This is a genomic window from Vibrio bivalvicida (assembly GCF_001399455.2).
GTDB classification, from domain to species: domain Bacteria; phylum Pseudomonadota; class Gammaproteobacteria; order Enterobacterales; family Vibrionaceae; genus Vibrio; species Vibrio bivalvicida.
The window spans coordinates 102,326-122,413 of the sequence record NZ_LLEI02000032.1 but is presented as its reverse complement, the minus strand read 5'-3'; the positions used below and the strand labels follow the sequence as shown (position 1 = coordinate 122,413).

Here is a 20,088-nt window from a genome sequence, read left to right as displayed (position 1 = left end):
GAACAATGTTCAATATTCTAATGAGCCAGTACCTATATCGTCAACCGCAGTAAGGGTAAATTGCAATATTCTGATACATGTGTCGGAGACGTTTTGGTTTGATTATAAGACTAGTAGGGTTAATATAGATTAATAAGAATAAATTGATAACCTTAATAGGATCCTCAAAGGAAGAATATGAAACGACTCTTTTCCCTTGTTGCTTTACTTATGGTTTCTGTGGCGATCACGCCAATTGCAGAAGCGAAGAAGTTTGGTGGCGGTAAATCATTTGGCAAAAGTTTTAAAACAGCGCCTGCGCCAAAACAGCAACAAAAGAACACCAACACTATTGGTAAAGAACAAACCAGTAAAACTCAAAGCTCAAGTAAGAAAGGCTTGATGGGCGGTCTACTAGGTGGATTGCTTGCGGGTGGTTTGCTCGCTGCTTTCTTCGGTGGCGCATTTGAAGGTATCCAGTTTATGGATATCCTGATTATGGGTCTAATTGCCTTTGTTATCTTTAAACTGATGCGAGGTATGCTTGGTGCTAAGCAAGGCAGTATGAATCAGAATCGCCAGCAGCCTGCTTTTGGCGGTTCTTCAACGCCTAAGTTTGAACAGCCAAATGTTCACAACTTTGAGCAACCACAAAATAGCGGAGCGCAAGCTGGTGGCTTTGGTTTCGGTGCGCAAACAGACGTCCCTCACAACTACCCACCGGGCTTCGACCAAGCTGCATTCGTTAATGGTTCTCGCGAGCACTACCGAATTTTGCAAGGTGCATGGAACCACAACCAGCTTGAAACAATCGAAGAATACGTGTCGCCAAGTTTGTATCAAGACCTGATATCGGAGCGTGCGAAGCTAGATGGTGAACAGCATACGGATGTTATGTATGTTGATGCAGAAATTGTTCGCGCAGATTTCGACGCAAGTAAAGCTCAGCTAAGCCTACAGTTTAGTGGTCGTTACCGCGATGCCGAAGAAGGGGTCGAAGAAGATATTACCGACGTGTGGCACTTAGAACGTGACCTAACAACACCAAATGCGCCATGGTTGATTGTTGGTATCCAAGCTTAAACAGTCATGTCGTGTAATAAACGCCTGAGCGATTTGCTCGGGCGTTTTTGTATGTGCTTTACAGCGCGAGACTGATACAATTTTAAGACAAAAACAATGACGAGAAGGTAAGTAAAGTGGCTGAATTTAAATACAAAAATCTAACCCAAGAAGAGCAAGACAAGCTTGATGCAGCGGTATTTCGTCGGTTGTTAACCCATCTTGATGACAATAAAGACGTGCAAAATATAGACTTGATGATTTTGGCCGGATTTTGCCGAAATTGCTTTAGCAAGTGGTATAAAGCTGAAGCTGAGACACAAGGTTTAGAGCTGGATATTGATGACGCACGTGAGCGTGTTTACGGCATGACTTACGATGAGTGGAAACAAAACCACCAACCGAAAGCGACGCCAGAGCAACTGGCGGCGTTTGAAGCGCGCCAAAATCAAAATTAAATACTGTTATCTGCGAAACCGCCACTCCTAGAGTGGCGGTTGTTTTTTAAGCCGAGTTAACTGTTGTTGCTAGATGTGATGGTTAGCTAATTTGGCCTGTTGCCTCGAATTCTTCGAGTTTAATTGTATAGGGCTGTGTATCGCCAATATTCTCTTTTACCCACTCATCGTTGTAGTAAGTATCTAAGTAACGTTCGCCACTATCACACAACAAGGTAACAATCGAGCCCTTTTCACCGCGCATTTTCATCTCACTTGCCAACTGCAGAACACCATAGAGGTTTGTTCCAGTAGAAGCGCCAACTTTACGGCCTAGAATTTTCTCAAGCCAGTGTGCGGTTGCTACAGAAGCGGCATCGGCAATTGTGCGCATCTCATCAACGACACCTGGAATAAAGCTTGGCTCAACACGAGGGCGGCCGATACCCTCAATTTTACTGCCACAATTTCCAGTTAGGTTCTTATTGCCTGTTTTGTAGTAATCGTGAAACACAGAATTTTCTGGGTCTACAACACATAGCTTGGTGTCGTGTTTCTGGTAGCGAATAAAGCGGCCAATTGTTGCTGACGTACCACCTGTACCAGGGCTCATTACAACCCATGTCGGTACTGGATGATCTTCCATTTCCATTTGGCTGAAAATAGAGTTGGCAATGTTGTTGTTGCCGCGCCAATCTGTCGCACGTTCTGCGTAAGTAAACTGATCCATATAGTGACCGTTTAGCTCTTGAGCTAGGCGGTGAGATTCTGCATAGATCTGATCCGAGCGATCTACTAGGTGCGCTTGACCACCATAAAATTCAATTTGTTCAATTTTTTTACGTGCAGTGGATTTTGGCATAACGGCAATAAATGGTAAGCCTAGCAAGCGAGCAAAGTAAGCTTCTGATACAGCAGTACTACCTGACGATGATTCGATGATCGTCGTTTCAGGGCCGACCCATCCATTACAAATCGCATAAAGGAAAAGTGAACGCGCTAGGCGATGCTTAAGAGAACCTGTTGGGTGTGTACTTTCATCTTTTAGATAGATATCAATGCCGTCAATGCTAGGTAGGTCAAGCTTAATTAAGTGAGTATCGGCACTACGCTGATAATCGGCTTCAATTTTACGAACAGCGTTGTTAATCCAGCTATGGTCTGTACACATCGGGTTTCTCCTTAGAATCGTTATGAGGTTAATTTACCTATTTGAATGGAGAAAAGCTTTGCTATTTTTGTTGTAATTTGCTTTATTTGGAGAAAATATTTCTCTTTTGTGGTGTGTTTCGATATGGAAATAGATAAGACTGACCGAAAAATCCTCGATCTATTGCAGAACGATGCGACTTTGTCACTGAACGATTTGGCTGAAGCCGTTAACTTAACCACGACACCTTGCTGGAAACGACTGAAAAAGCTCGAAGAGGCAGGGGTGATTCAAAAACGCGTTGCATTATTGAATCCGGAAAAGCTTGATCTTTCCTTCACCGCTTTTGTTTTAGTCAAAACGAGCGACCATTCACATGAGTGGTATAGCCAATTTGTCTTGACCGCTTCGCAGTTTCCAGAGGTGATGGAATTCTATCGGATGGCTGGAGAGTACGATTATATGATGAAAGTATTGGTTAAAGACATGCAATGCTTTGATCACTTTTACAAAAAATTGGTTAATTCGGTAGAAGGAATCTCTAACGTGACTTCAACTTTTGCGATGGAACCATTGAAATATACGACAGCATTACCAATATGCCATACGTAAAGAAATGTATGGCAGAGTAAAGACGGGTAAAGCTCATTTTAATCGTGCTAGTTGTGACTAATCTTTGGGAAAGAACACATAACAAGGATGAATAAAATGTCAGCATTACCGTCAACTAACCCCCTAGGTTTTGCCGTGGCAGCGCTATTGCTCAGTGGCTGTAACGGAGGAGACGAATCGGGAGAGTCATCTTCGACGCCTTCTGTGTCAGGCAACAACATCACCAATCTCTTTTTTGCTAACCTTTCTGGTGATTGTCAGCAATACCTTGGAACCTTCTTCTCCACAGTCAATGATCTTCAACGCTTGCTAATTTACACTGGCCAAACACAGATCACTTCCAGTGGTAGTCATTGCATTATTCAATCTAACGCGATTCCTAACCATGATTTTAATGATGCCTCTGCCTCTTTCGCGACCAATGTTTCAGAGCAGTCAACCTATTATGAATTTACCGCTTCACCGAGCTTTTCGGGGTCGACTACCGCGTTGAGTTTAGGGACTTCTGAAGCCATTTTACTTAATGGTGTGAAGGTCGATTTACTTGCCGCTGCTTGTTATGGCGTTGGTAATGAACGCACAGGTTGCGGTCAAAGTGAGATAAGTAACCCGTGGCGGTATGACCCAATGTCATCACTCAATGGCTTTGGTACAGATATTCACAATGCCCATGTACAGCCGACAGGGGAGTATCATTACCATGGCAACCCAGTGGCCATGTTTGTTCAAGATTGCGCGGGGGGAGAGGCGTCTCCGGTGATTGGATTCGCCGCCGATGGTTTCCCAATCTATGGCAGTTGTTTCTTAGATACTTCGACCAATCAGGTAAGAAAGGCAGCATCAAGTTATCATCTAAAAACAGGCGCGCGTGTCGATGTAGGAAGTTATACCGCACCTGTGGTTGGTGGCAATGTTGTAAGCAGTAATTATGATGGTCAGTTTCGTGGCGATTGGGAATACTCTGCGGGTTTAGGCGATCTAGATGAATGCAATGGGATGACAGTCAATGGTCAGTATGGTTACTACGTAACAGATACTTTTCCTTGGGTGATTAACTGTTTCAAGGGCAGTGTTAATTCAAGTTTTAGTGGTTTTAGTGCTGAACGCTCTCATGGACATTCGCATTAACGAAGCCCCCGAATGGAGGCTCCATAGTTGACGGTTGGTGTGTTACCCGATGAATCGCATCACACCTTCTTGGACTGCTGATGCGACTAAATCACCATTGCGGTTATAGATTTCACCGCGCACCAAGCCTCGGGTATTGCTTGCTGTTGGGCTCTCAATAACATAAAGCAGCCATTCGTCCATCTTAAATGGGCGATGAAACCAGATTGAATGATCAATAGTCGCAACTTGGAATTTCGGTGTCATTAAAGAAACGCCGTGAGGATGCAGCGCGGTCACTAAGAACCCCCAGTCGGAGGCATAGCCTAGCAAATACTGATGAATCAGCTGATTGTCTGGTACTTCGCCATTGGCGCGGATCCATAGATATTGCTTAGGATCTACTTTCTCTGGCTTAAGAGGGTTCACGACCGTCACAGGACGCATTTCGATCGGTTTTTCGCCGCAGAACGTCTTCTTGAGTTTTTCCGGTAAAAAGTCAGCAATGCGCTCCGCAAGCTCAGATTCTGAAGAAAAATTTTCTGGCCCCGGAATTTCTGGCATGGTGTTTTGATGTTCAAATCCAGGTGCTTCGCCATGATAAGAAGCGGTAAGGTAAAAAATGGGACGGCCATTTTGAATGGCTTTCACACGGCGAGTGCTAAAACTACGACCATCGCGCAGATTTTCAACATCATAGACAATCGGTTTTTCTGGATCGCCAGGGTAGAGGAAATAGCTGTGAAATGAGTGGACCGTACGATCCTTATCCACTGTGTAACGTGCTGCAGACAGAGCTTGACCAATTACCTGACCGCCGTAGACTTGCGGAAGCCCTAGGTTTTCACTTTGGCCTCGGAATAGGCCTTCTTCTAGCTTTTCCAATTGGAGCAAGTCTAGCAATTCACTTAGAGGTTTACTCATTTTCTCTACCTTAAAGATTCTTATCTACTTGGCATTTTACTCAGTTTAGTGACAAATAAAACAGTTGTTTGATTTGAGGTGCAGTTTGCTTTTCAAGGGTCAACAAGTGCCAATGTCATCTGAAACTCAACATAGTTAAAGTCTTGTCAATAATCATCAAATTGCAATGACAAACGTATAGAGGCTACTTATACTTCTTGAAAATCTAATAGTTAAGAGAGTCTTTATGAAAAAGGTACTTGTATTATTTGCATCTTTGGTTGTGGGGTCGGTACTAGTAGGGTGTCAGTCTTCGCCATCAACTCTGACTGAAAACAAAGTCGACACTGTGACGGGGACCGTTGCCTACAGAGAGCGAATTGCATTGCCAAAAGGTGCGTTGATTACAGTGACTTTGCAAGATGTTTCTTTAGCCGATGCACCTGCAAAGATCATCGCTAAACATAGATTTGAAACCAATGGTGCGCAATCTCCATTTAAATTTGATCTTGCATACCATACGTCAAAAATCGATCCTCGCCACCGCTATAGCGTGAGCGCTCGTATTGAGGTCAATGGAAAACTGCGCTTTATCACAGATACTATGTACCCAGTTATCACAGACTCTGAGTATACGAATAATGTTGATTTACGCCTTGTAGGGGTGCGTCATTAGCCCTTCACCTTAGGTGGCAGCGTTATCATGGCTGCCATCGATATCTGCCTAGTTTTACTTTTCCATCAATACTCACTTCTATCCCTTCCGCAATCAGAGCCTCACGTTGCCTGACTAAATCTTCTCCTTTGAGCGAGATACGACCTTGGCTATTTATAACGCGAAACCAAGGCAGTTTACTGTCTGGCGGAAGGTTGCCTAGCGCTTTACCTACGTGACGTGCGTAGCCTGGGTAACCAGATAATTTTGCGATCTCGCCATAAGTACTGACTTTTCCAAAAGGAATTTGGTGAATTACTGCAAAGATTTGCATTAAAAACTGGTCCATAATGACAGTGTCCTAGTACAGATTTCCAAGGAATGGATAGGGAGAGGGCATGGTATTTTCAACATTTCAATTCTTAGTAACAACTTTGTTAGCGGTTGTGTGTGCGCGAGCTATTAGCCTGAGCGAAGGTGATATTCCGGTATTAGCACTGGTCATTCCTGCGCTTTGGATTTTCCCTCAGGGTGGCGTTATTGGCCTAGTATTAATGGCAGCAATGACGAGCTATGGGCTCACTCTTCCTCATCAGCCTATCACACTTTCTGTTGGTTTATGGGTCTTGTTCCCGTTACTTATGGTGGCTTTTTCGCGACGAAGTAGTCTAAGTGTGATTCTAACTAGCTTTTTGATTGTTGCTACTTTGCTTATTGGAATTATGGTCACTCAAGCAGGCGGTAAGCTCGCCGGAGAACCCATCGTGACCTTAATTCAAACTTGCGCTGTCGCGGTGATATGGTGGGCGGCATCACACTGGAAACCATCTAACACTCATAGTTGGTGGGCGCTTGGATTAATTCTGCCGCTATGGTTAGCCGATCTCTCTTATGCGGCTTTGATTGCCCTTTGTATCACCGGAATCATGGCCTCTATGGAAAGCTTGTCTAAATTGCAAACTTTTCGTTGGAGCAAGTTACTTTGTTGGACTTTACCCACGGTTGGGTTCGCAGCGCTGGTGGTCTCGCCAAGTATTGAAGTCCCCAATCCGGTGTTTGTGGTGTGGATCTGTTTATTGGGTACGGCTTGGATGACAGACTACATTCTGCGCAGCGTAGAAGAGAATCAAGATATATAAATAGCTTTTAGTATTGACTAAACACACACTTGGCATAGGCAACTTGTTGTGTCAGAATTGTTTGAAATTCGCCCAGGTCGGGTTGGGCAGGGCTTTAATCTCAAGAGCAAGTTATCGAATATATATAGTTATTCAAAAGGGACTTATGGGCAAGTTGGGCCTAATCTGGCAAACGAATCTGCTTATTTTTTGCGTACTGTTTACACCAGTTGCACTGAGTGGTGCTGCCTATAAAGTGGGAATTGAAGCCGATGATTTTGTTACACGGACCCTATTTGACGCGGTTTCTGAACGTTTCGGTTTTCAAGTTGAATATGTTTACTATCCAAGCTTTAGTGACATTCTTTTTGCAGTAAAGCACGGGCAAGCCGACTTTGCTGCCAATGTCACCTTTACTCAAGAACGCGCGGAGTATTTTGACTTTTCTAGCCCGACTAATATTGAGTTTACCTATCTATACAGTTCTCACAACGCCACTTTAGAATCGGCGAATGTCATAGGTATTCCTGAAGGAACAATATACGGCGAGCTGATTGCGGTTAATTACCCGCATATTACTCAGATTGAATACACTGGGCACGAACAGGCTAAAGCGTTACTCGAAGCAACAAAAGTCGACGGTATTGTTGATGCGATTAACCAACTGAAACCGATGTTGCTAGCAGGCTATGATGCTCAGTTGTTAAACAACCAACTGTCTATAAAGCCTGTCTCTATTATTGCGCCGAAGCACGTTCACCGAGATTTGCTGACATCCATCGAAGCTTATATACACAGCGCGGAAATACAAAAACGCCTGAGACAATCAGTAAAGCAATATCAGTTCGAGCTTCGTCAGCAAGCATTGCGCCAGTCGGTCATCGATAGCAACTTAAACCTCAATCGCACCTACAAAGTGAAGCTTGAACATGTTGGACAGTACGCGATGTACCATAACAATGGTCAAGTGACAGGCATTAGTGCGGATGTCGTTAAACAGGCGTGTGAAATTTTGCTACTTAAATGTCAAGTTGTCAGCGCAGCTGATGAAACATGGGAAAGCATGTACCAAGACTTTGTCGCTAAGCGGATCGATATCATTGCCCCTTTAATCGTGTCTGAACCTAGAAAGCAAATCGCGGAATTTAGTGATCCTTATTACTTTCCAGAAGTCGTTATGATCAAGCGTGAAGGGTACAAAGATGCAGTTTATAGCAATGTGTCAGAACTGATCGTTGAAGATATAGGCGTCTTAAAAGATGATTTTTATGCTGATCTGCTTGCGCAACTATTACCCAATAAAGAGCTAAAGTCTTTTGCTACTTCGCAGCAAATGTATACCGCCTTGCTGGGGGGAGAGATAGATTACATGGCGACAAGTCAGGCAAGCTTCAACAAAAAGTTGCGTGAATCTAGTGATTTATTACCGTTAGAAGAAGACCAAATGATTGGCAGTTTCTATCGTTCTGATGTCGCGATTGGTTTTGCTAAAAATGAGGTTGGCGCAAGTTTAGCCCCACTGTTTACTCGTGCGATTAAAATGCTTGATACTGCATCTATTATAGAGCGCTACGATTATCAACCGAACTGGCGTGCCACGCTTCAAGCAGAGCAGGCTTTTTCTCGAAAAAGCAATATCCTTTTTGTTATGGTCATTGGATTTATGCTTATTGTCTCATTGTACTTGCACAGCCAATCAAATACCGACCCTCTGACTCGTCTAAAGAATCGTCGCTCTATGCATCAAAGGTTTATCAGTGGTGTAAATGCTGATCTCACGGTCATCTATCTCGATGTAAATAGGTTCAAGCAAATTAATGATACATATGGGCACGAGGTGGGCGACCAAGTGTTAAAAAGTGTCGCTACGCACATTGAAAAAGTATGGAAAGGACGTTGCTATCGAATCGGTGGTGATGAGTTTATTTTGGTTGGAAAGGCCAAGAAACAAAGCGTATGTAATGTACTCGACAAACTTCAAGTAGTTCCATTTGTTTCTCAAGAACAGCAATTATCATTCGATGTATCGATTGCAATTGGCCTCTCTTTGCCAAGGCGCACATTTATGAGCTTACAAGAAGTTCTAAATGAAGCCGATGAGGCTATGTATCAACATAAACAGCAGTCGAAACAGTCTGCCAATGAAGATTTGAATGACGATAAAAACGTCCTTTACTTCAATTAATGGTCACTCACTAAGCAGTTGAAGCGAAATAGGGCGATTTCTGCTGTAATAGACTTGAAATACCCCTGCGGATGTTTGATAATCCTCCCACTCCTTAGCGACGCTAAGGAAACAGAATCTATGGAGGCCCTGGTCCTCCCGCAACAATAGCTCGTGAACTCGGTCAGGTCCGGAAGGAAGCAGCCGCAGCGAGTGACTTGTGTGCCGGGATGTGGCTGGGGCTTCCACCCATTTGAAGCCTGCAATATATGTTCGCATAAATTGCAGGCTTTCTTCATATTCAGGTCATCTGAATTATGGAACCAGTTTCCACGCCATTTCCCAATACAAGCCGACGCCCGGTTCATATTGATTGGCAGATTCTGACCACTGCTGACAATAGCCGCTGGCTTGACCATCCAGACATTGGTAAATGTTGCCATCTTTTTCCTGAAGAACCTGAGTGCCAGCTTGATAGCTTTCTAAGCTTTCAGGGAAGACGTAATCGTATCTAGGCAAAGGGTCAGCGTTAGTCACCGACAGTAACCAATGTTTATAGCTTTCAATGGCTTCTTCTTTCTCAAACACCAAATGATCCCCATTGATTTGCAATGCACCATCGCCAGAGCGATAGTCAGGTGTTGTTTCTAGATACTCGCGTGTTTCAAGGACAGGTTCAATTAACGGAAGATTGCCTAATTCTGCGAGTGCTTCACCTGTATATGGCGGCACCAGACTGTCTCTTAGACCATATACCATGCCAATTGGAGTGGTTTTATCTTCCAAATAACTAACGCCTTCGCCGATGTCAAATTCTGTCTGCATCATAGACCAGAAGAGAGAGGCTTCTGAGCCCTTGGCGGATTCAGGGACAACACTTTGCCAAGACACTGTGTCAATAGTATAAGTGACCGAGTTGGTGAGAATGCGGCTAAAGTTTGTGCCGGGTACTTGTAGGAAGCCACCATTCAAGCCTTGACCGGAGGTAGTTGATAGGAATCCGTGCCCTAGAATCGTGCCCATTGAAGTTCCAAGGAAAGTTATCTTAGTTTTGTCTAAGTCAGGCACACCATCTGGCGAAGGTAAGAAGTCCAGCTCCTGTAAAGATGTGTTGATTGCATTAAGGAGAGTGTGCATATCAAGGTTACTTTGCACGGCTCCACCCGGCAGGCCTGCCGCATTTTCCGGGGTCATGATTGAACTTACTTGCCCAGAATCATCTTCCGCTCTGGAGCCATGCCATACCCAGTCAATGGCGATAACAGCATGGCCATCTTCAAGCGCTGGTGCCGCAATGGAACTGGCTTTTGACTGGTTGCCATTAAGTCCGTGGGCGTAGATAACAACAGGGGTTGAGTGTGATAGCGCGTCTTTAGGAAATAAGATAGTAAAGTCTAACCAGACATCACGTGACTTATCGGTGATTCGGCCTGTTTGCTTGTCTCGGAAATCCTGAGATTGCAAGCGTCCCTTTAGCGAATAAACCACTTCATTACTGTCATGCACATAGCCAGAGTTATCCCAATCAAATTCAACCTTTGGTGCTGTCTGAAGCACTTGCTCCTTTAATGGTGCGAATTGCTTGGTTGCATCTTCCTTGGTGACAGTCGTGAAAACGGTCAGAGAAAGGATCTCCTCTCTTTCGATGCCCTTAGCTTCAAGATACTCAATGTAAGGTTCGTAGAAATTGGATAGCTCTGACCCATCTTGGCTCAGTGCTTGTTTCACTCCTTTGGAAGGATGGAAGTGCTCACCGCTTTCACTTTTCAGCTTGTTAGTGACCACCGCAATGTGTGTATTGCCATAGTTAAATCTTGCTCTTGGGTAGACGGAGAGTACGTGGCTATCGTCGTCTTTGACATCCGCTGGCTTGCTGGATAAAGGAGCAACAGGCACGTTTTGGTCGATGCTGAAGTCGAAAACCTGAACGGTGTTACCACCATCTTCAGGTAGGCTTGATACATCAAATGGTTGGTGAAATTCAAAAAGTACGGGAGCGGCAACTGAGAATCCGGTTTTACCATTGACAATATCTTCAGGGGTAAAGTTCTTAGGGAGTTCTTGAACAAAGCTGTCGGAAAACACCGCATTCTTTATGTTAATACGAACCCCAGTCTCTGACTGGCTATCCTCTTTTGTAAACGCTTGATTGCTTGGCCATGGTAAACCGCATGAATCGCTCGCCAATGGATTACAGTGATTGGTATCCGCTGCACCCCATGCACTGCCCGTCAAAAATGTCATACCCAATACAAACTTGTTTAATTTCATAGTTTTTCTTCTCGCCTAGTTGTTGTGAACTCTTCTTGTTAGCACTCCTTGCGCTATAGATAAAATTGCCTATATGCGCCTAGTTGCTATCTGGAACTCTATGGCGAGAGGAAAATGAATGCTTGCTAATGATCATTAATAGTTATTAATTTTTATTTATTCATTCTCTGCAATGATCATTAATGTTCATATTAGATGTGAGGGTGATTGACTAAGATTTTGATATAAAGAGATAAATTGATTTTTATAAACACTGAAATATGGCACTGGTTTTTTAGTTAGCCATAAGATGACAGGTTCGCCTTTAGATACAAGGCTTGCGCCTATGAGGTATTTTTATTGGCCAACTTATGGATTTCGCTCGGATATGGTACAGAAACCTGGTCGATGTATGACTTAAATGATGTGTATCTATAGAGTTAAGTCCCACTCCTGTGAGATTCAAGCTTGTCAGTAATCGCTCACTTTCAACATAATAACCGTTCATACCATTTGAACCTTGAATGTATGTTTGATAGCGTAACTGTTTGTTAAATATAAGATATTGGTGAGTCGTTGCTGAGTTTTATAACAGTAGTGCTTCACTATCTAGGCTGTTTTACAGATGCGTTCACTGAGTGGGATAAGTCAGCTTAATGGACGCTTTTAAGGATCGATAGATGCGTTTTCCCTTAACTACATTAGCTGTATCTGTGGCGTTTATTGCCGGGTGCAGTTATCAAGGAGTTCAGACTGTGGCTCAACCTCCTCAATTAGAACTCGCGGTTCAGCAAGTTCCGGCTCCTGTGGCCAAGAAAGAACCCTATGCGCTTAATAATCACGGTGAGCGTCGTATAGATAACTACTACTGGATGCGTGACGACGAGCGAAAAGATCCTGAGATCTTGGCGCATCTAGAAAAAGAAAATCAATACTCGGATTTGGTGTTGGAACACACTGAACAGCTACAGCAAAAATTATACCAAGAGATTAAAGGGCGTATTGCAAAAGATGATAGTTCAGTTCCTGTAAGAGAAGGGAGCTATTTCTATTCGAACGAAGTATCTGGCGATAATGAGTACCCTATCTATCAGCGCGCCAAAGATTACTCAGGGACAGATAAGAGCGTTATCTTAGATGTCAATGAACTCGCGAAAGAGCACGAATTTTTCAGTACGGGTGGCTTGTACGTTAGCCCAAATGAGAATTTGTTGGCGTACGGTGAAGATACCCTGAGCCGCCGCATTTACACCATTAGAATCAAAGATATTGCCACTGGCGAATACCTCAAAGATGAAGTTGAAGGGGCGTCGAGCGGTGTGGCTTGGCAAAATGACAATCAAGCTTTCTACTACATCAAGAAAGATCCTCAAACCTTACTGGGCTACCAAGTCTATCGTCATGTGCTAGGCACGCCACAAAGCAGTGATGAGCTGATTTACCAAGAAGATGACAGCGCGTATTACATGTCTTTAGGCAAGAGTAAAGACGGCGAACAAGTTTACATCTTCCACTCAAGTACAGAGACAAGTGGGGTGTCTGTCATTGACGCCAATGATCCCAAAGCCAAGGCTGAACCTTTCTACCCGAGAGAGGAAGGCATTGAGTACAGCATCGCCAAGCTTAACGACTGGTATTTTATCTACACCAACTATCAGGCTGTGAACTTTCGTTTAATGAAAGTGCATAAGGATCAGATGCATGACCGTTCGAAATGGCAGGACGTGATTGCCGCGGATGATAAAACTCAACTGGTCGATTTTACGCTGTTTGAGGAGCATTTAGTTTATGAGCAGCGTAAAGACGGCTTAACCACGGTTAAGGTGCGTCAGCTTTCGACGGGCAAGGAGTTTCCATTAGCCTTTAACGACACGGCGTTTGCGTCTTACATGACTGGCAACCGAGAGCTCGATAGCTCAAAGGTTCGTATTTACTATAGTAGTCTGACGACGCCGGGGACGTATTATGATTTCGACCTAGAATCAGGTGAATCCGAAATCATGAAGCAAACGCCAGTGCTTGGTGATTTTGATGCTGATAACTACCAATCTGAACGTATCATGATCACCGCTCGAGATGGGCAGAAAGTGCCAGTTTCGCTGGTTTATCGCAAGGATAAGTTCAAAAAAGACGGCACGAATCCTATCTATCAATACGGTTATGGCTCATACGGTCACACAATCGATCCTACTTTTGGTTCAGCGCGTTTGAGCCTGTTGGATCGCGGATTCGTCTATGCGATAGCGCATATCCGTGGCTCTGAAATGCTGGGAAGACCCTGGTATGAAGACGGTAAAAAACTGACCAAACAAAATACATTCAATGACTTCATCGATGTTACTAAAGGCTTAACGGAAGCCGGTTATGGTGCCAAAGGCAAAGTGTTTGCCGTCGGTGGTTCTGCGGGTGGTTTATTAATGGGGGCCGTTATAAATCAAGCACCTGAGCTGTATCGAGGTATTGGTGCCCATGTCCCGTTTGTGGACGTGGTTACAACCATGCTGGATGAGTCTATTCCCCTGACAACCAATGAATACGATGAATGGGGTAACCCGAATGACAAGCCATACTACGATTACATGCTGAGCTACTCACCGTACGACAACGTCAAAGCGCAGAGTTATCCGAATATGTTAGTGACAACGGGCTTGCACGATTCTCAAGTTCAGTATTTTGAGCCTATGAAATGGGTCGCGAAATTGCGAGAACTGAAAACGGATGATAATGTGCTGCTGTTTAAAACAGATATGGAGGCGGGTCATGGTGGTGCATCTGGTCGCTTCAAGCGTCTGCGAGAAGACGCGCTTGAATACGCCTTTTTCTTAGATCTGCTTAACGAAGAGTAAAAATGTAACCAAGTTATCGGTATGCCCGCCTTGTGCGGGCATTTTTATGGAAACTCCGGCCTAATCTGCTTCTCTACGTCAATGATCACTTGATACTCACCAGATTCAATCAAACTTTCGATTCCGATGCGCAGTGCTTCACTGAGTCGTTTACTCCGCTTAATATTTTGCTTAGAAAACATCACAAACATGTCATTTTCAATTATGGGCTTAGGGTGAACCTTAAGCTGGTTTATTTGTATCGCAGGAAGGATGTTACCCATCATATAATATCCGCGTTCAAGTCCAGCAGGGTAAGCGTCGATTCTATATTTACCAAGCTTAATAAAGTTCACATCATCAGAGTTAGAAACTTCAAGCTCTATCCCGTTTGACTGCATTAAACGCGTTACTTCATATTCTTGGGTTGCGCCTATCCGAAAATTGTTGAGATCAGCGATATCTTGCCAGGCAAAGCGGCTATTCATGTGATAGAAAAACACGATTTTTTGTACGAACAGAGGGCTTGAAAACAAGAACAGTTCTTCGCGCTCACTGTTTTTAAACCAAGGAAATGTACCATCGTATCTATCTGTTTGAGCATAACGATAAGCACGAGTCCAAGGGTGGTAATCTATTTGCACTTCATAGCCCTGTGTCGCGTATGCAGCCTTTACGAGTGTTTCAGAAATTTTGTAGTTTGGGTTGTTTTGGCTACTTGTATATGGTTCCCAGTCTCCGACGACAAGCCTGACCACCCTTTCATTAGCATGAGCTGAACACAATATTGAGAAAGATAACAGTAGGATTGATAGTGTGAGTTTACTCATTGTTTATACCTTGACGAACCTTACCTACAAATTTAGATGATAATACGCTCAATATATAGATTATGGGTGTGGTGGTGTATTTTTTTGAACAGGCATCTACTATAAATTTGTGCAGAAAGTAGAAACAGAGACTGGGTCACAGGCGGTTTTTATGCCCGCTTTAATGGTGGGTTAACTACACTTCAAACATATCCCTATGATTGTGGTGTTATTGAGCATGCTCAACAAGCAATAACACCGCTGATAGCTAGATTCAGCCTTAGGATGTACGTTATGTCAGCTAACTTATCCCATACTTTAAAGCTAGACTCAGAACAAACCGCGCAGCGTGTTTTGGCGCTGATTACTGAGTTGGTTCGCGAGCTTCACCATGACCCGTCTTCCGTATCTTCCGTCGAACTAGATAGTGATTTTGACCATAATCTTGGCTTTGATAGTCTGGCGCGTGCCGAGCTCATTCAGCGGAGTGAAAAGCGGTTTGATATTGTGCTGCCGGACTCTACTTTAGCCACAATTGAAACGCCTCGTGACTTAGTGCGAGAGGTGCTGCAGGCATTGAACCAAGAGGGTAGCAAGGTTTCTCATCAGCTTGCAAAGCAGATTAAACTTGAACGAGTTGCTTTAGTACCAGAACACGCGCAAACCTTGCAACAGATGTTAGACTGGCAAGTAGAAGCGCATCCTGAGCGCCCCTGTTTATACATTTATCAAGGGGACAATCAGATAAGCGAAATCAGTTATCTCACCTTGCGTAATAAAGCTTTGCAAGTGGCCGCCGGACTGGTTGCACAAGACATCGCGCCAGGGGAGTGCGTGGCGATTATGCTATCAACGAGTGAAGAGTACTTCTTTAGTTTTTTTGGTATCTTATACGCCCGCGCGATTCCAGTTCCTATCTATCCGCCCGCTCGTGCATCGCAAATCGAAGATCATTTAAAGCGTCATGCGAATATTTTGCACAACGCTCAAGCAAGGTTGTTGATCACCGTACCAGAAGCGAAATCATTGTCGCAGTTGTTGCGATTGCAAGTACCTGAAATAGAATCAGTTGTGACTTATTCAGAACTGGACCAGCACGCCAGCGAGTTGTGTGTTGGTGAAGCTAAAGGCTCGGATATTGCATTTTTGCAGTATACCTCGGGCAGCACAGGGTTACCTAAAGGTGTAGCGCTGACCCACTCCAATTTATTGAGCAACGTACGAGCAATGGGGCAGGTCGTTAAAGCTGATTCAAGTGACGTATTTGTAAGCTGGTTACCTGTGTACCATGATATGGGCCTTATTGGCGCTTGGTTTGGTAGCCTTTACCATGCAAGCCCCTTAGTCATCATGTCACCTTTGATGTTTCTTTCTAAGCCACAGCGATGGCTGTGGGCGATACACCATCATCATGGAACCTTGTCTCCTGCTCCTAATTTCGCTTACGAACTTTGCATCAATAAAATCGATGATAGTGAATTAGAAGGGCTAGATCTGAGTCATTGGCGCCTTGCATGGAATGGCGCAGAGCCAGTTAGCCCTAGCACCATTGAACGTTTTACCCAAAGGTTTGCCAAGTATGGATTTCGACCAGAAACCATGTCACCAGTGTTTGGTTTAGCTGAATCTTCAGTGGGATTGACTTTCCCAACGGCGCAGAGGCTGCCACAAGTCGAACGAATTCAAAGAAAGGCATTGACCTGCTTTGGTAAAGCCATTGCCGCGGAGGGAGAGGATAACGATGTGATTCAAATTGTTGGTCTGGGGCTGCCTCTTCCAGGTCATCAAATTCGGATAGTCGATGAGTTAGGGCGAGAGCTGCCTGAAAGGGAAGAGGGCGAATTGGAGTTTAAAGGGCCCTCTGCTACCCAGGGGTATTATCGTGAACCAGACAAAACTAAACTGCTTTATCATGGCGAATGGCTTAAAACGGGTGATCGAGCTTTCACCATTGATGGTGAGCTATTTATTACTGGTCGCAACAAAGACATCATTATTCGCGCTGGTCGCAATATATACCCAAATGAGCTAGAAGAGGCTGTGGGCACTATCGGCGGGGTTCGAAAAGGGTGTGTTGCGGTATTTGCTGGTCATGATAAGGAGTCGGGTACAGAGCGCCTAATCGTACTTGCCGAGTCACGAATTTGCGACGTTTCAAAGCAGAAAAAAATCACGGAGCAGATCAATCATCTCGCGGTAGACCTTCTTGGTCATCCAACGGATGATGTGTTGATCACTCCTCCACATACCATTCCGAAAACATCAAGTGGCAAAATTCGTCGGTCGGCATGTAAGGAAATGTATGAACAAGATAAATTGAGTATTCGTCGAGCGGTTTGGTGGCAAACACTGAGATTAATGGCAGCGGGCATTAAACCTCAGTTTAGACGTCATTGGCGCACCATTTCAGATCTCGGCTACGCTGGCTATATGTGGTTGATAATGCTGATCCTAACGCCTTTAATTTGGTGTTCAGTCGTACTCGCACCAAGGCAACAATGGTGCTGGTCTGTGACTCAGTTCGGTGCGCGTGCCCTGATATGGTTGACGAGAACCAAGTTGACTGTCACAGGGCAAGAGAACTTGCCAAGCAAAGACTCTCACTGCGTGTTAGTGGGTAATCACGCCAGTTATCTTGATGGTGTTGCTCTTATGGCATCTATGCCGATTCATTGCCACTTTGTTGCGAAAGCTGAATTGCTAAACAATCCATTTGCACGTCTTTTCCTGAGTCGATTAGATACTGAATTTGTAGAACGTTTCGATGTACAACAAGGGTTAGCTGATGCCGAAAAACTTGCGGGGGTGGCGAAAAGTAGTCAACCACTATTTCTATTTCCTGAGGGTACTTTCTATCGTATGGCGGGCTTACATGAGTTCCATATGGGGGCGTTTACCGCAGCCGCTCAAGCAAAACTACCCGTGATTCCAGTGACACTACGTGGTACTCGTTCAAAGCTCAGAGGCGACTCTCTGTTTCCACGCCGTGGGAACATCAGTGTGACCTTTAGTCCTCCTTTATTCGCCCAAGGTCGTGATTGGAATGCAGCGGTAGCGCTAAGGGATCAGGCAAGAGCAGAAATCCTTCGCCTTAGCGGAGAACCCGATTTGTCTTAAGACAAATATGTTTGATGGCTTGACCTTATCCCTAGGGTAAGGTTTATCCTAGACGAGATTGTTCATCATTAGGTGTGTTATGACATTTAAAGTCAGACAAAAAATCTGGATTGTTGCGATCAGCATGTTTTCGATGCTGTTCTCGACCGTATCTAGTAGCGCACCTTTAATGAGTTTTGAAATGATGGACGCAAGCTCAATGCATCACTCTCAAAGCGCATGCAATATGCCGATGAAATCCAATCTAGAAGAACATTCCCCGATGATGACGGAGGAGTGTGAGTCCGAACCCAGTCAGCATATGTGCTGCGATGTGATGTGTATGACAGTCTTTGCCCTGCTTAATCACTATCAGCCAGTCCACTCGACTTCTAGTCATCTTGCTCTTATTGTCCGTGACGATAGAAGCGTGCCGATCAACCAAACGTCCTCTCTGTACCGCCCCCCAATAGCGTAACTCGTTTTCTATTACTTCATCTCTTTGCGATTTGTTCGTGAAGAGGCGCCTTTATGCCTTTTTAGGCACATAGAAACGGATTACTACGTGAAGACTAAACCAACGTGTCTGGCACTTACGCTAAGTGCAGCGTTGTGGTTTGCCCCAACTGCTGTATTGGCTGAGGCCGATTTAGCAGCGCAGCCACCGCGCGAATTACTGGCGCAGATGATTGATACTGCGCTAAACAATGATACTAATCGCAAGCAGCTCTATGCCCAATCAATCGCAATGAGAGAAACGGGTATTGCTAACTCAACCTTAATGGACCCAAAACTGAAAGTGGGGTTTGGCGGCTTACCTACCGAAAGCTTTAAGTTTGATCAAGATCCAATGACCAACATCTCGGTTGGTTTGATGCAGCAGTTCGAGCGGGGATCGACACTCGAACTGCAACGTAAGAAAGCAAGCCAACAAGCGGATGGCGTGACACTGCAATTGCAATCGCGTGAGCTTGAGGTCGCAAATGCAATGACTCAAATGTGGTTAGAGCTGGGTTATTTGCAACAAGCTGAGCTGATTCTTCAAGAAAACAAACAGTTACTCGTTGAGCTACAGGGCTTTATTCAAACCAACTATTCAATTGGTAAGAGTGAATCTCAAGACTTACTCAATGCCCAGCTTCAAGTCAGCAAGCTTGAGGAGCAACTGCAAGCCAACAGCCAAATGCAAACTCGATTGATCTCTCAATTTTCTGAGTGGCTAGGCATTAGCTGGCTCAATCAACACAGTGATTTACGAGCGAGTAATCAGCTAGATTGGCTCAGACTAGCGAAAAAGCTAGATAGCAACGCAAACCAAACTGACCACTTCGAGTTACTTAAACGACATCCAATGGTGCAGATGATTGATGCTTCGATCGCTGTAAATCAAACTCAAGTTGATATCGCCGAGCAAGCTTATACGCCTCAAGTTGGTGTTGAAGTGATGTATGCCTATCGACAGGCAAACAACATGATGGGCGAACCTGCCTCTGATCTTGTCAGCGCCTATCTGACTGTCGATGTTCCGCTGTTTACGGGCAATCGACAAGACAGAAATCTAGCCGCAGCGCAGTATCAAGTTGGGGCGACTAAGTCTCAGAAAGACACCTTGTTAGCGCAGATGAATGCCAAAGTGAACGCGTTACTGGTTGATGAGCGTAATTTAAATCAACGACTTGAACGCTACCAAACCACCTTACTACCTCAAGCGCGAGCAAGAATTCTCGCCGTCGAGCGGGGCTATCAAAACAATACAGCGCAGTTTAGCGATGTGATCGCCGCCACAAGAGATGACCTTGCCTTGCAATTAGAACAGCAACGCTTATTGACCGATCTAAACATCGTCAAGAGTAACTTAGCGACGCTATTTAGCGCTTTCGAGTTTCAGGTCTCGCTACCTGAAATCACTCAGTAGAACAAT

Annotated in this window: 16 protein-coding genes and 1 other RNA gene; 12 read left to right on the top strand and 5 right to left on the bottom strand. The window is 44.5% G+C overall.

Annotated elements, in window-relative coordinates; translation table 11 throughout:
- Positions 1-177 precede the first annotated feature (177 nt).
- Both APB76_RS11435 and APB76_RS11430 read left to right on the top strand, forming a co-directional pair.
- Complete coding sequence (locus APB76_RS11435) at positions 178-1,062, top strand: Tim44 domain-containing protein (RefSeq protein WP_049843734.1); 885 nt, start codon at positions 178-180, stop codon at positions 1,060-1,062.
- 116 nt (positions 1,063-1,178) lie between these two features.
- Positions 1,179-1,499 (top strand): DUF1244 domain-containing protein, encoded by a 321-nt coding sequence (locus tag APB76_RS11430; RefSeq protein WP_054961625.1) that lies wholly within the window; start codon positions 1,179-1,181, stop codon positions 1,497-1,499.
- Positions 1,500-1,581: 82 nt separating this feature from the next.
- Here the strand turns inward: APB76_RS11430 and APB76_RS11425 are convergent, their stop codons facing one another.
- Entirely contained in the window at positions 1,582-2,649 is a 1,068-nt protein-coding gene (locus tag APB76_RS11425) for a PLP-dependent cysteine synthase family protein (protein WP_054961626.1), read from the bottom strand.
- A 123-nt stretch (positions 2,650-2,772) separates the two neighbouring features.
- On the opposite strand from APB76_RS11425, the gene APB76_RS11420 reads away from it, so the two are divergent.
- Both APB76_RS11420 and APB76_RS11415 read left to right on the top strand, forming a co-directional pair.
- A complete protein-coding gene (locus APB76_RS11420) occupies positions 2,773-3,240 on the top strand; it encodes an Lrp/AsnC family transcriptional regulator (RefSeq protein ID WP_049843800.1) in 468 nt (155 codons plus the stop codon).
- 96 nt (positions 3,241-3,336) lie between these two features.
- A complete protein-coding gene (locus APB76_RS11415) occupies positions 3,337-4,368 on the top strand; it encodes a YHYH protein (RefSeq protein WP_054961627.1) in 1,032 nt (343 codons plus the stop codon).
- A gap of 42 nt (positions 4,369-4,410) precedes the next feature.
- Here APB76_RS11415 and tesB read toward each other — a convergent pair whose 3' ends face one another.
- The gene (gene tesB, locus APB76_RS11410) at positions 4,411-5,271 is read right to left on the bottom strand and encodes an acyl-CoA thioesterase II (protein ID WP_049843738.1); all 861 of its coding nucleotides are present in this window, start codon (positions 5,269-5,271) and stop codon (positions 4,411-4,413) included.
- Positions 5,272-5,497: 226 nt separating this feature from the next.
- Between tesB and APB76_RS11405 the strand changes: the two genes are divergently transcribed.
- Positions 5,498-5,926, top strand: coding sequence for a YbaY family lipoprotein (locus APB76_RS11405; RefSeq protein WP_049843739.1), 429 nt, complete (start codon positions 5,498-5,500; stop codon positions 5,924-5,926).
- 25 nt (positions 5,927-5,951) lie between these two features.
- On the opposite strand, the gene APB76_RS11400 is transcribed toward APB76_RS11405, so the two are convergent.
- Positions 5,952-6,254, bottom strand: a complete 303-nt coding sequence (locus APB76_RS11400; RefSeq protein WP_049843740.1) for a DNA base-flipping protein — start codon at positions 6,252-6,254, stop codon at positions 5,952-5,954.
- A gap of 49 nt (positions 6,255-6,303) precedes the next feature.
- Here APB76_RS11400 and APB76_RS11395 point away from each other — a divergent pair, with 49 nt between their 5' ends.
- From APB76_RS11395 to ffs, 3 genes are all read left to right on the top strand, one after another.
- A complete protein-coding gene (locus APB76_RS11395; RefSeq protein ID WP_049843741.1) occupies positions 6,304-7,044 on the top strand; it encodes a VP0952 family biofilm-associated protein in 741 nt (246 codons plus the stop codon).
- A 145-nt stretch (positions 7,045-7,189) separates the two neighbouring features.
- Positions 7,190-9,208: a GGDEF domain-containing protein gene (locus APB76_RS11390; protein ID WP_237767902.1), complete on the top strand. Its 2,019-nt coding sequence runs from the start codon at positions 7,190-7,192 to the stop codon at positions 9,206-9,208.
- A gap of 127 nt (positions 9,209-9,335) precedes the next feature.
- Positions 9,336-9,432: signal recognition particle sRNA small type (gene ffs / locus APB76_RS11385), an RNA gene on the top strand.
- Positions 9,433-9,502: 70 nt separating this feature from the next.
- Here ffs and APB76_RS11380 read toward each other — a convergent pair.
- A complete protein-coding gene (locus APB76_RS11380) occupies positions 9,503-11,458 on the bottom strand; it encodes an alpha/beta hydrolase (protein WP_054961628.1) in 1,956 nt (651 codons plus the stop codon).
- Between the two features lie 659 nt (positions 11,459-12,117).
- Here APB76_RS11380 and APB76_RS11375 point away from each other — a divergent pair.
- On the top strand, positions 12,118-14,283 hold the full coding sequence (locus APB76_RS11375) for a S9 family peptidase (protein ID WP_054961629.1): 2,166 nt from the start codon (positions 12,118-12,120) through the stop codon (positions 14,281-14,283).
- A 44-nt stretch (positions 14,284-14,327) separates the two neighbouring features.
- On the opposite strand, the gene APB76_RS11370 is transcribed toward APB76_RS11375, so the two are convergent.
- Positions 14,328-15,092 carry a substrate-binding periplasmic protein gene (locus tag APB76_RS11370; RefSeq protein WP_054961630.1) on the bottom strand — a complete coding sequence of 255 codons (765 nt, stop codon included), beginning with the start codon at positions 15,090-15,092 and terminating at the stop codon, positions 14,328-14,330.
- 273 nt (positions 15,093-15,365) lie between these two features.
- On the opposite strand from APB76_RS11370, the gene APB76_RS11365 reads away from it, so the two are divergent.
- From APB76_RS11365 to APB76_RS11360, 3 genes are all read left to right on the top strand, one after another.
- On the top strand, positions 15,366-18,188 hold the full coding sequence (locus APB76_RS11365) for an AMP-binding protein (RefSeq protein ID WP_054961631.1): 2,823 nt from the start codon (positions 15,366-15,368) through the stop codon (positions 18,186-18,188).
- Between the two features lie 79 nt (positions 18,189-18,267).
- Positions 18,268-18,645: a hypothetical protein gene (locus APB76_RS22600; protein WP_074181712.1), complete on the top strand. Its 378-nt coding sequence runs from the start codon at positions 18,268-18,270 to the stop codon at positions 18,643-18,645.
- Positions 18,646-18,732: 87 nt separating this feature from the next.
- Complete coding sequence (locus tag APB76_RS11360) at positions 18,733-20,082, top strand: TolC family protein (RefSeq protein ID WP_054961632.1); 1,350 nt, start codon at positions 18,733-18,735, stop codon at positions 20,080-20,082.
- Positions 20,083-20,088: the final 6 nt, after the last annotated feature.

What these genes read in the sequence shown, in the direction of transcription:
- APB76_RS11365 (WP_054961631.1), top strand. Translation starts at nt 15,366, where the DNA reads ATGTCAGCTAACTTATCCCATACTTTAAAGCTAGACTCAGAACAAACC.
- APB76_RS11400 (WP_049843740.1), bottom strand. Translation starts at nt 6,254, where the DNA reads ATGGACCAGTTTTTAATGCAAATCTTTGCAGTAATTCACCAAATTCCT.
- APB76_RS11395 (WP_049843741.1), top strand. Translation starts at nt 6,304, where the DNA reads ATGGTATTTTCAACATTTCAATTCTTAGTAACAACTTTGTTAGCGGTT.
- APB76_RS11415 (WP_054961627.1), top strand. Translation starts at nt 3,337, where the DNA reads ATGTCAGCATTACCGTCAACTAACCCCCTAGGTTTTGCCGTGGCAGCG.
- APB76_RS11390 (WP_237767902.1), top strand. Translation starts at nt 7,190, where the DNA reads ATGGGCAAGTTGGGCCTAATCTGGCAAACGAATCTGCTTATTTTTTGC.
- APB76_RS11375 (WP_054961629.1), top strand. Translation starts at nt 12,118, where the DNA reads ATGCGTTTTCCCTTAACTACATTAGCTGTATCTGTGGCGTTTATTGCC.
- APB76_RS11370 (WP_054961630.1), bottom strand. Translation starts at nt 15,092, where the DNA reads ATGAGTAAACTCACACTATCAATCCTACTGTTATCTTTCTCAATATTG.
- APB76_RS11405 (WP_049843739.1), top strand. Translation starts at nt 5,498, where the DNA reads ATGAAAAAGGTACTTGTATTATTTGCATCTTTGGTTGTGGGGTCGGTA.
- APB76_RS11425 (WP_054961626.1), bottom strand. Translation starts at nt 2,649, where the DNA reads ATGTGTACAGACCATAGCTGGATTAACAACGCTGTTCGTAAAATTGAA.
- tesB (WP_049843738.1), bottom strand. Translation starts at nt 5,271, where the DNA reads ATGAGTAAACCTCTAAGTGAATTGCTAGACTTGCTCCAATTGGAAAAG.
- APB76_RS22600 (WP_074181712.1), top strand. Translation starts at nt 18,268, where the DNA reads ATGACATTTAAAGTCAGACAAAAAATCTGGATTGTTGCGATCAGCATG.
- APB76_RS11380 (WP_054961628.1), bottom strand. Translation starts at nt 11,458, where the DNA reads ATGAAATTAAACAAGTTTGTATTGGGTATGACATTTTTGACGGGCAGT.
- APB76_RS11420 (WP_049843800.1), top strand. Translation starts at nt 2,773, where the DNA reads ATGGAAATAGATAAGACTGACCGAAAAATCCTCGATCTATTGCAGAAC.
- APB76_RS11435 (WP_049843734.1), top strand. Translation starts at nt 178, where the DNA reads ATGAAACGACTCTTTTCCCTTGTTGCTTTACTTATGGTTTCTGTGGCG.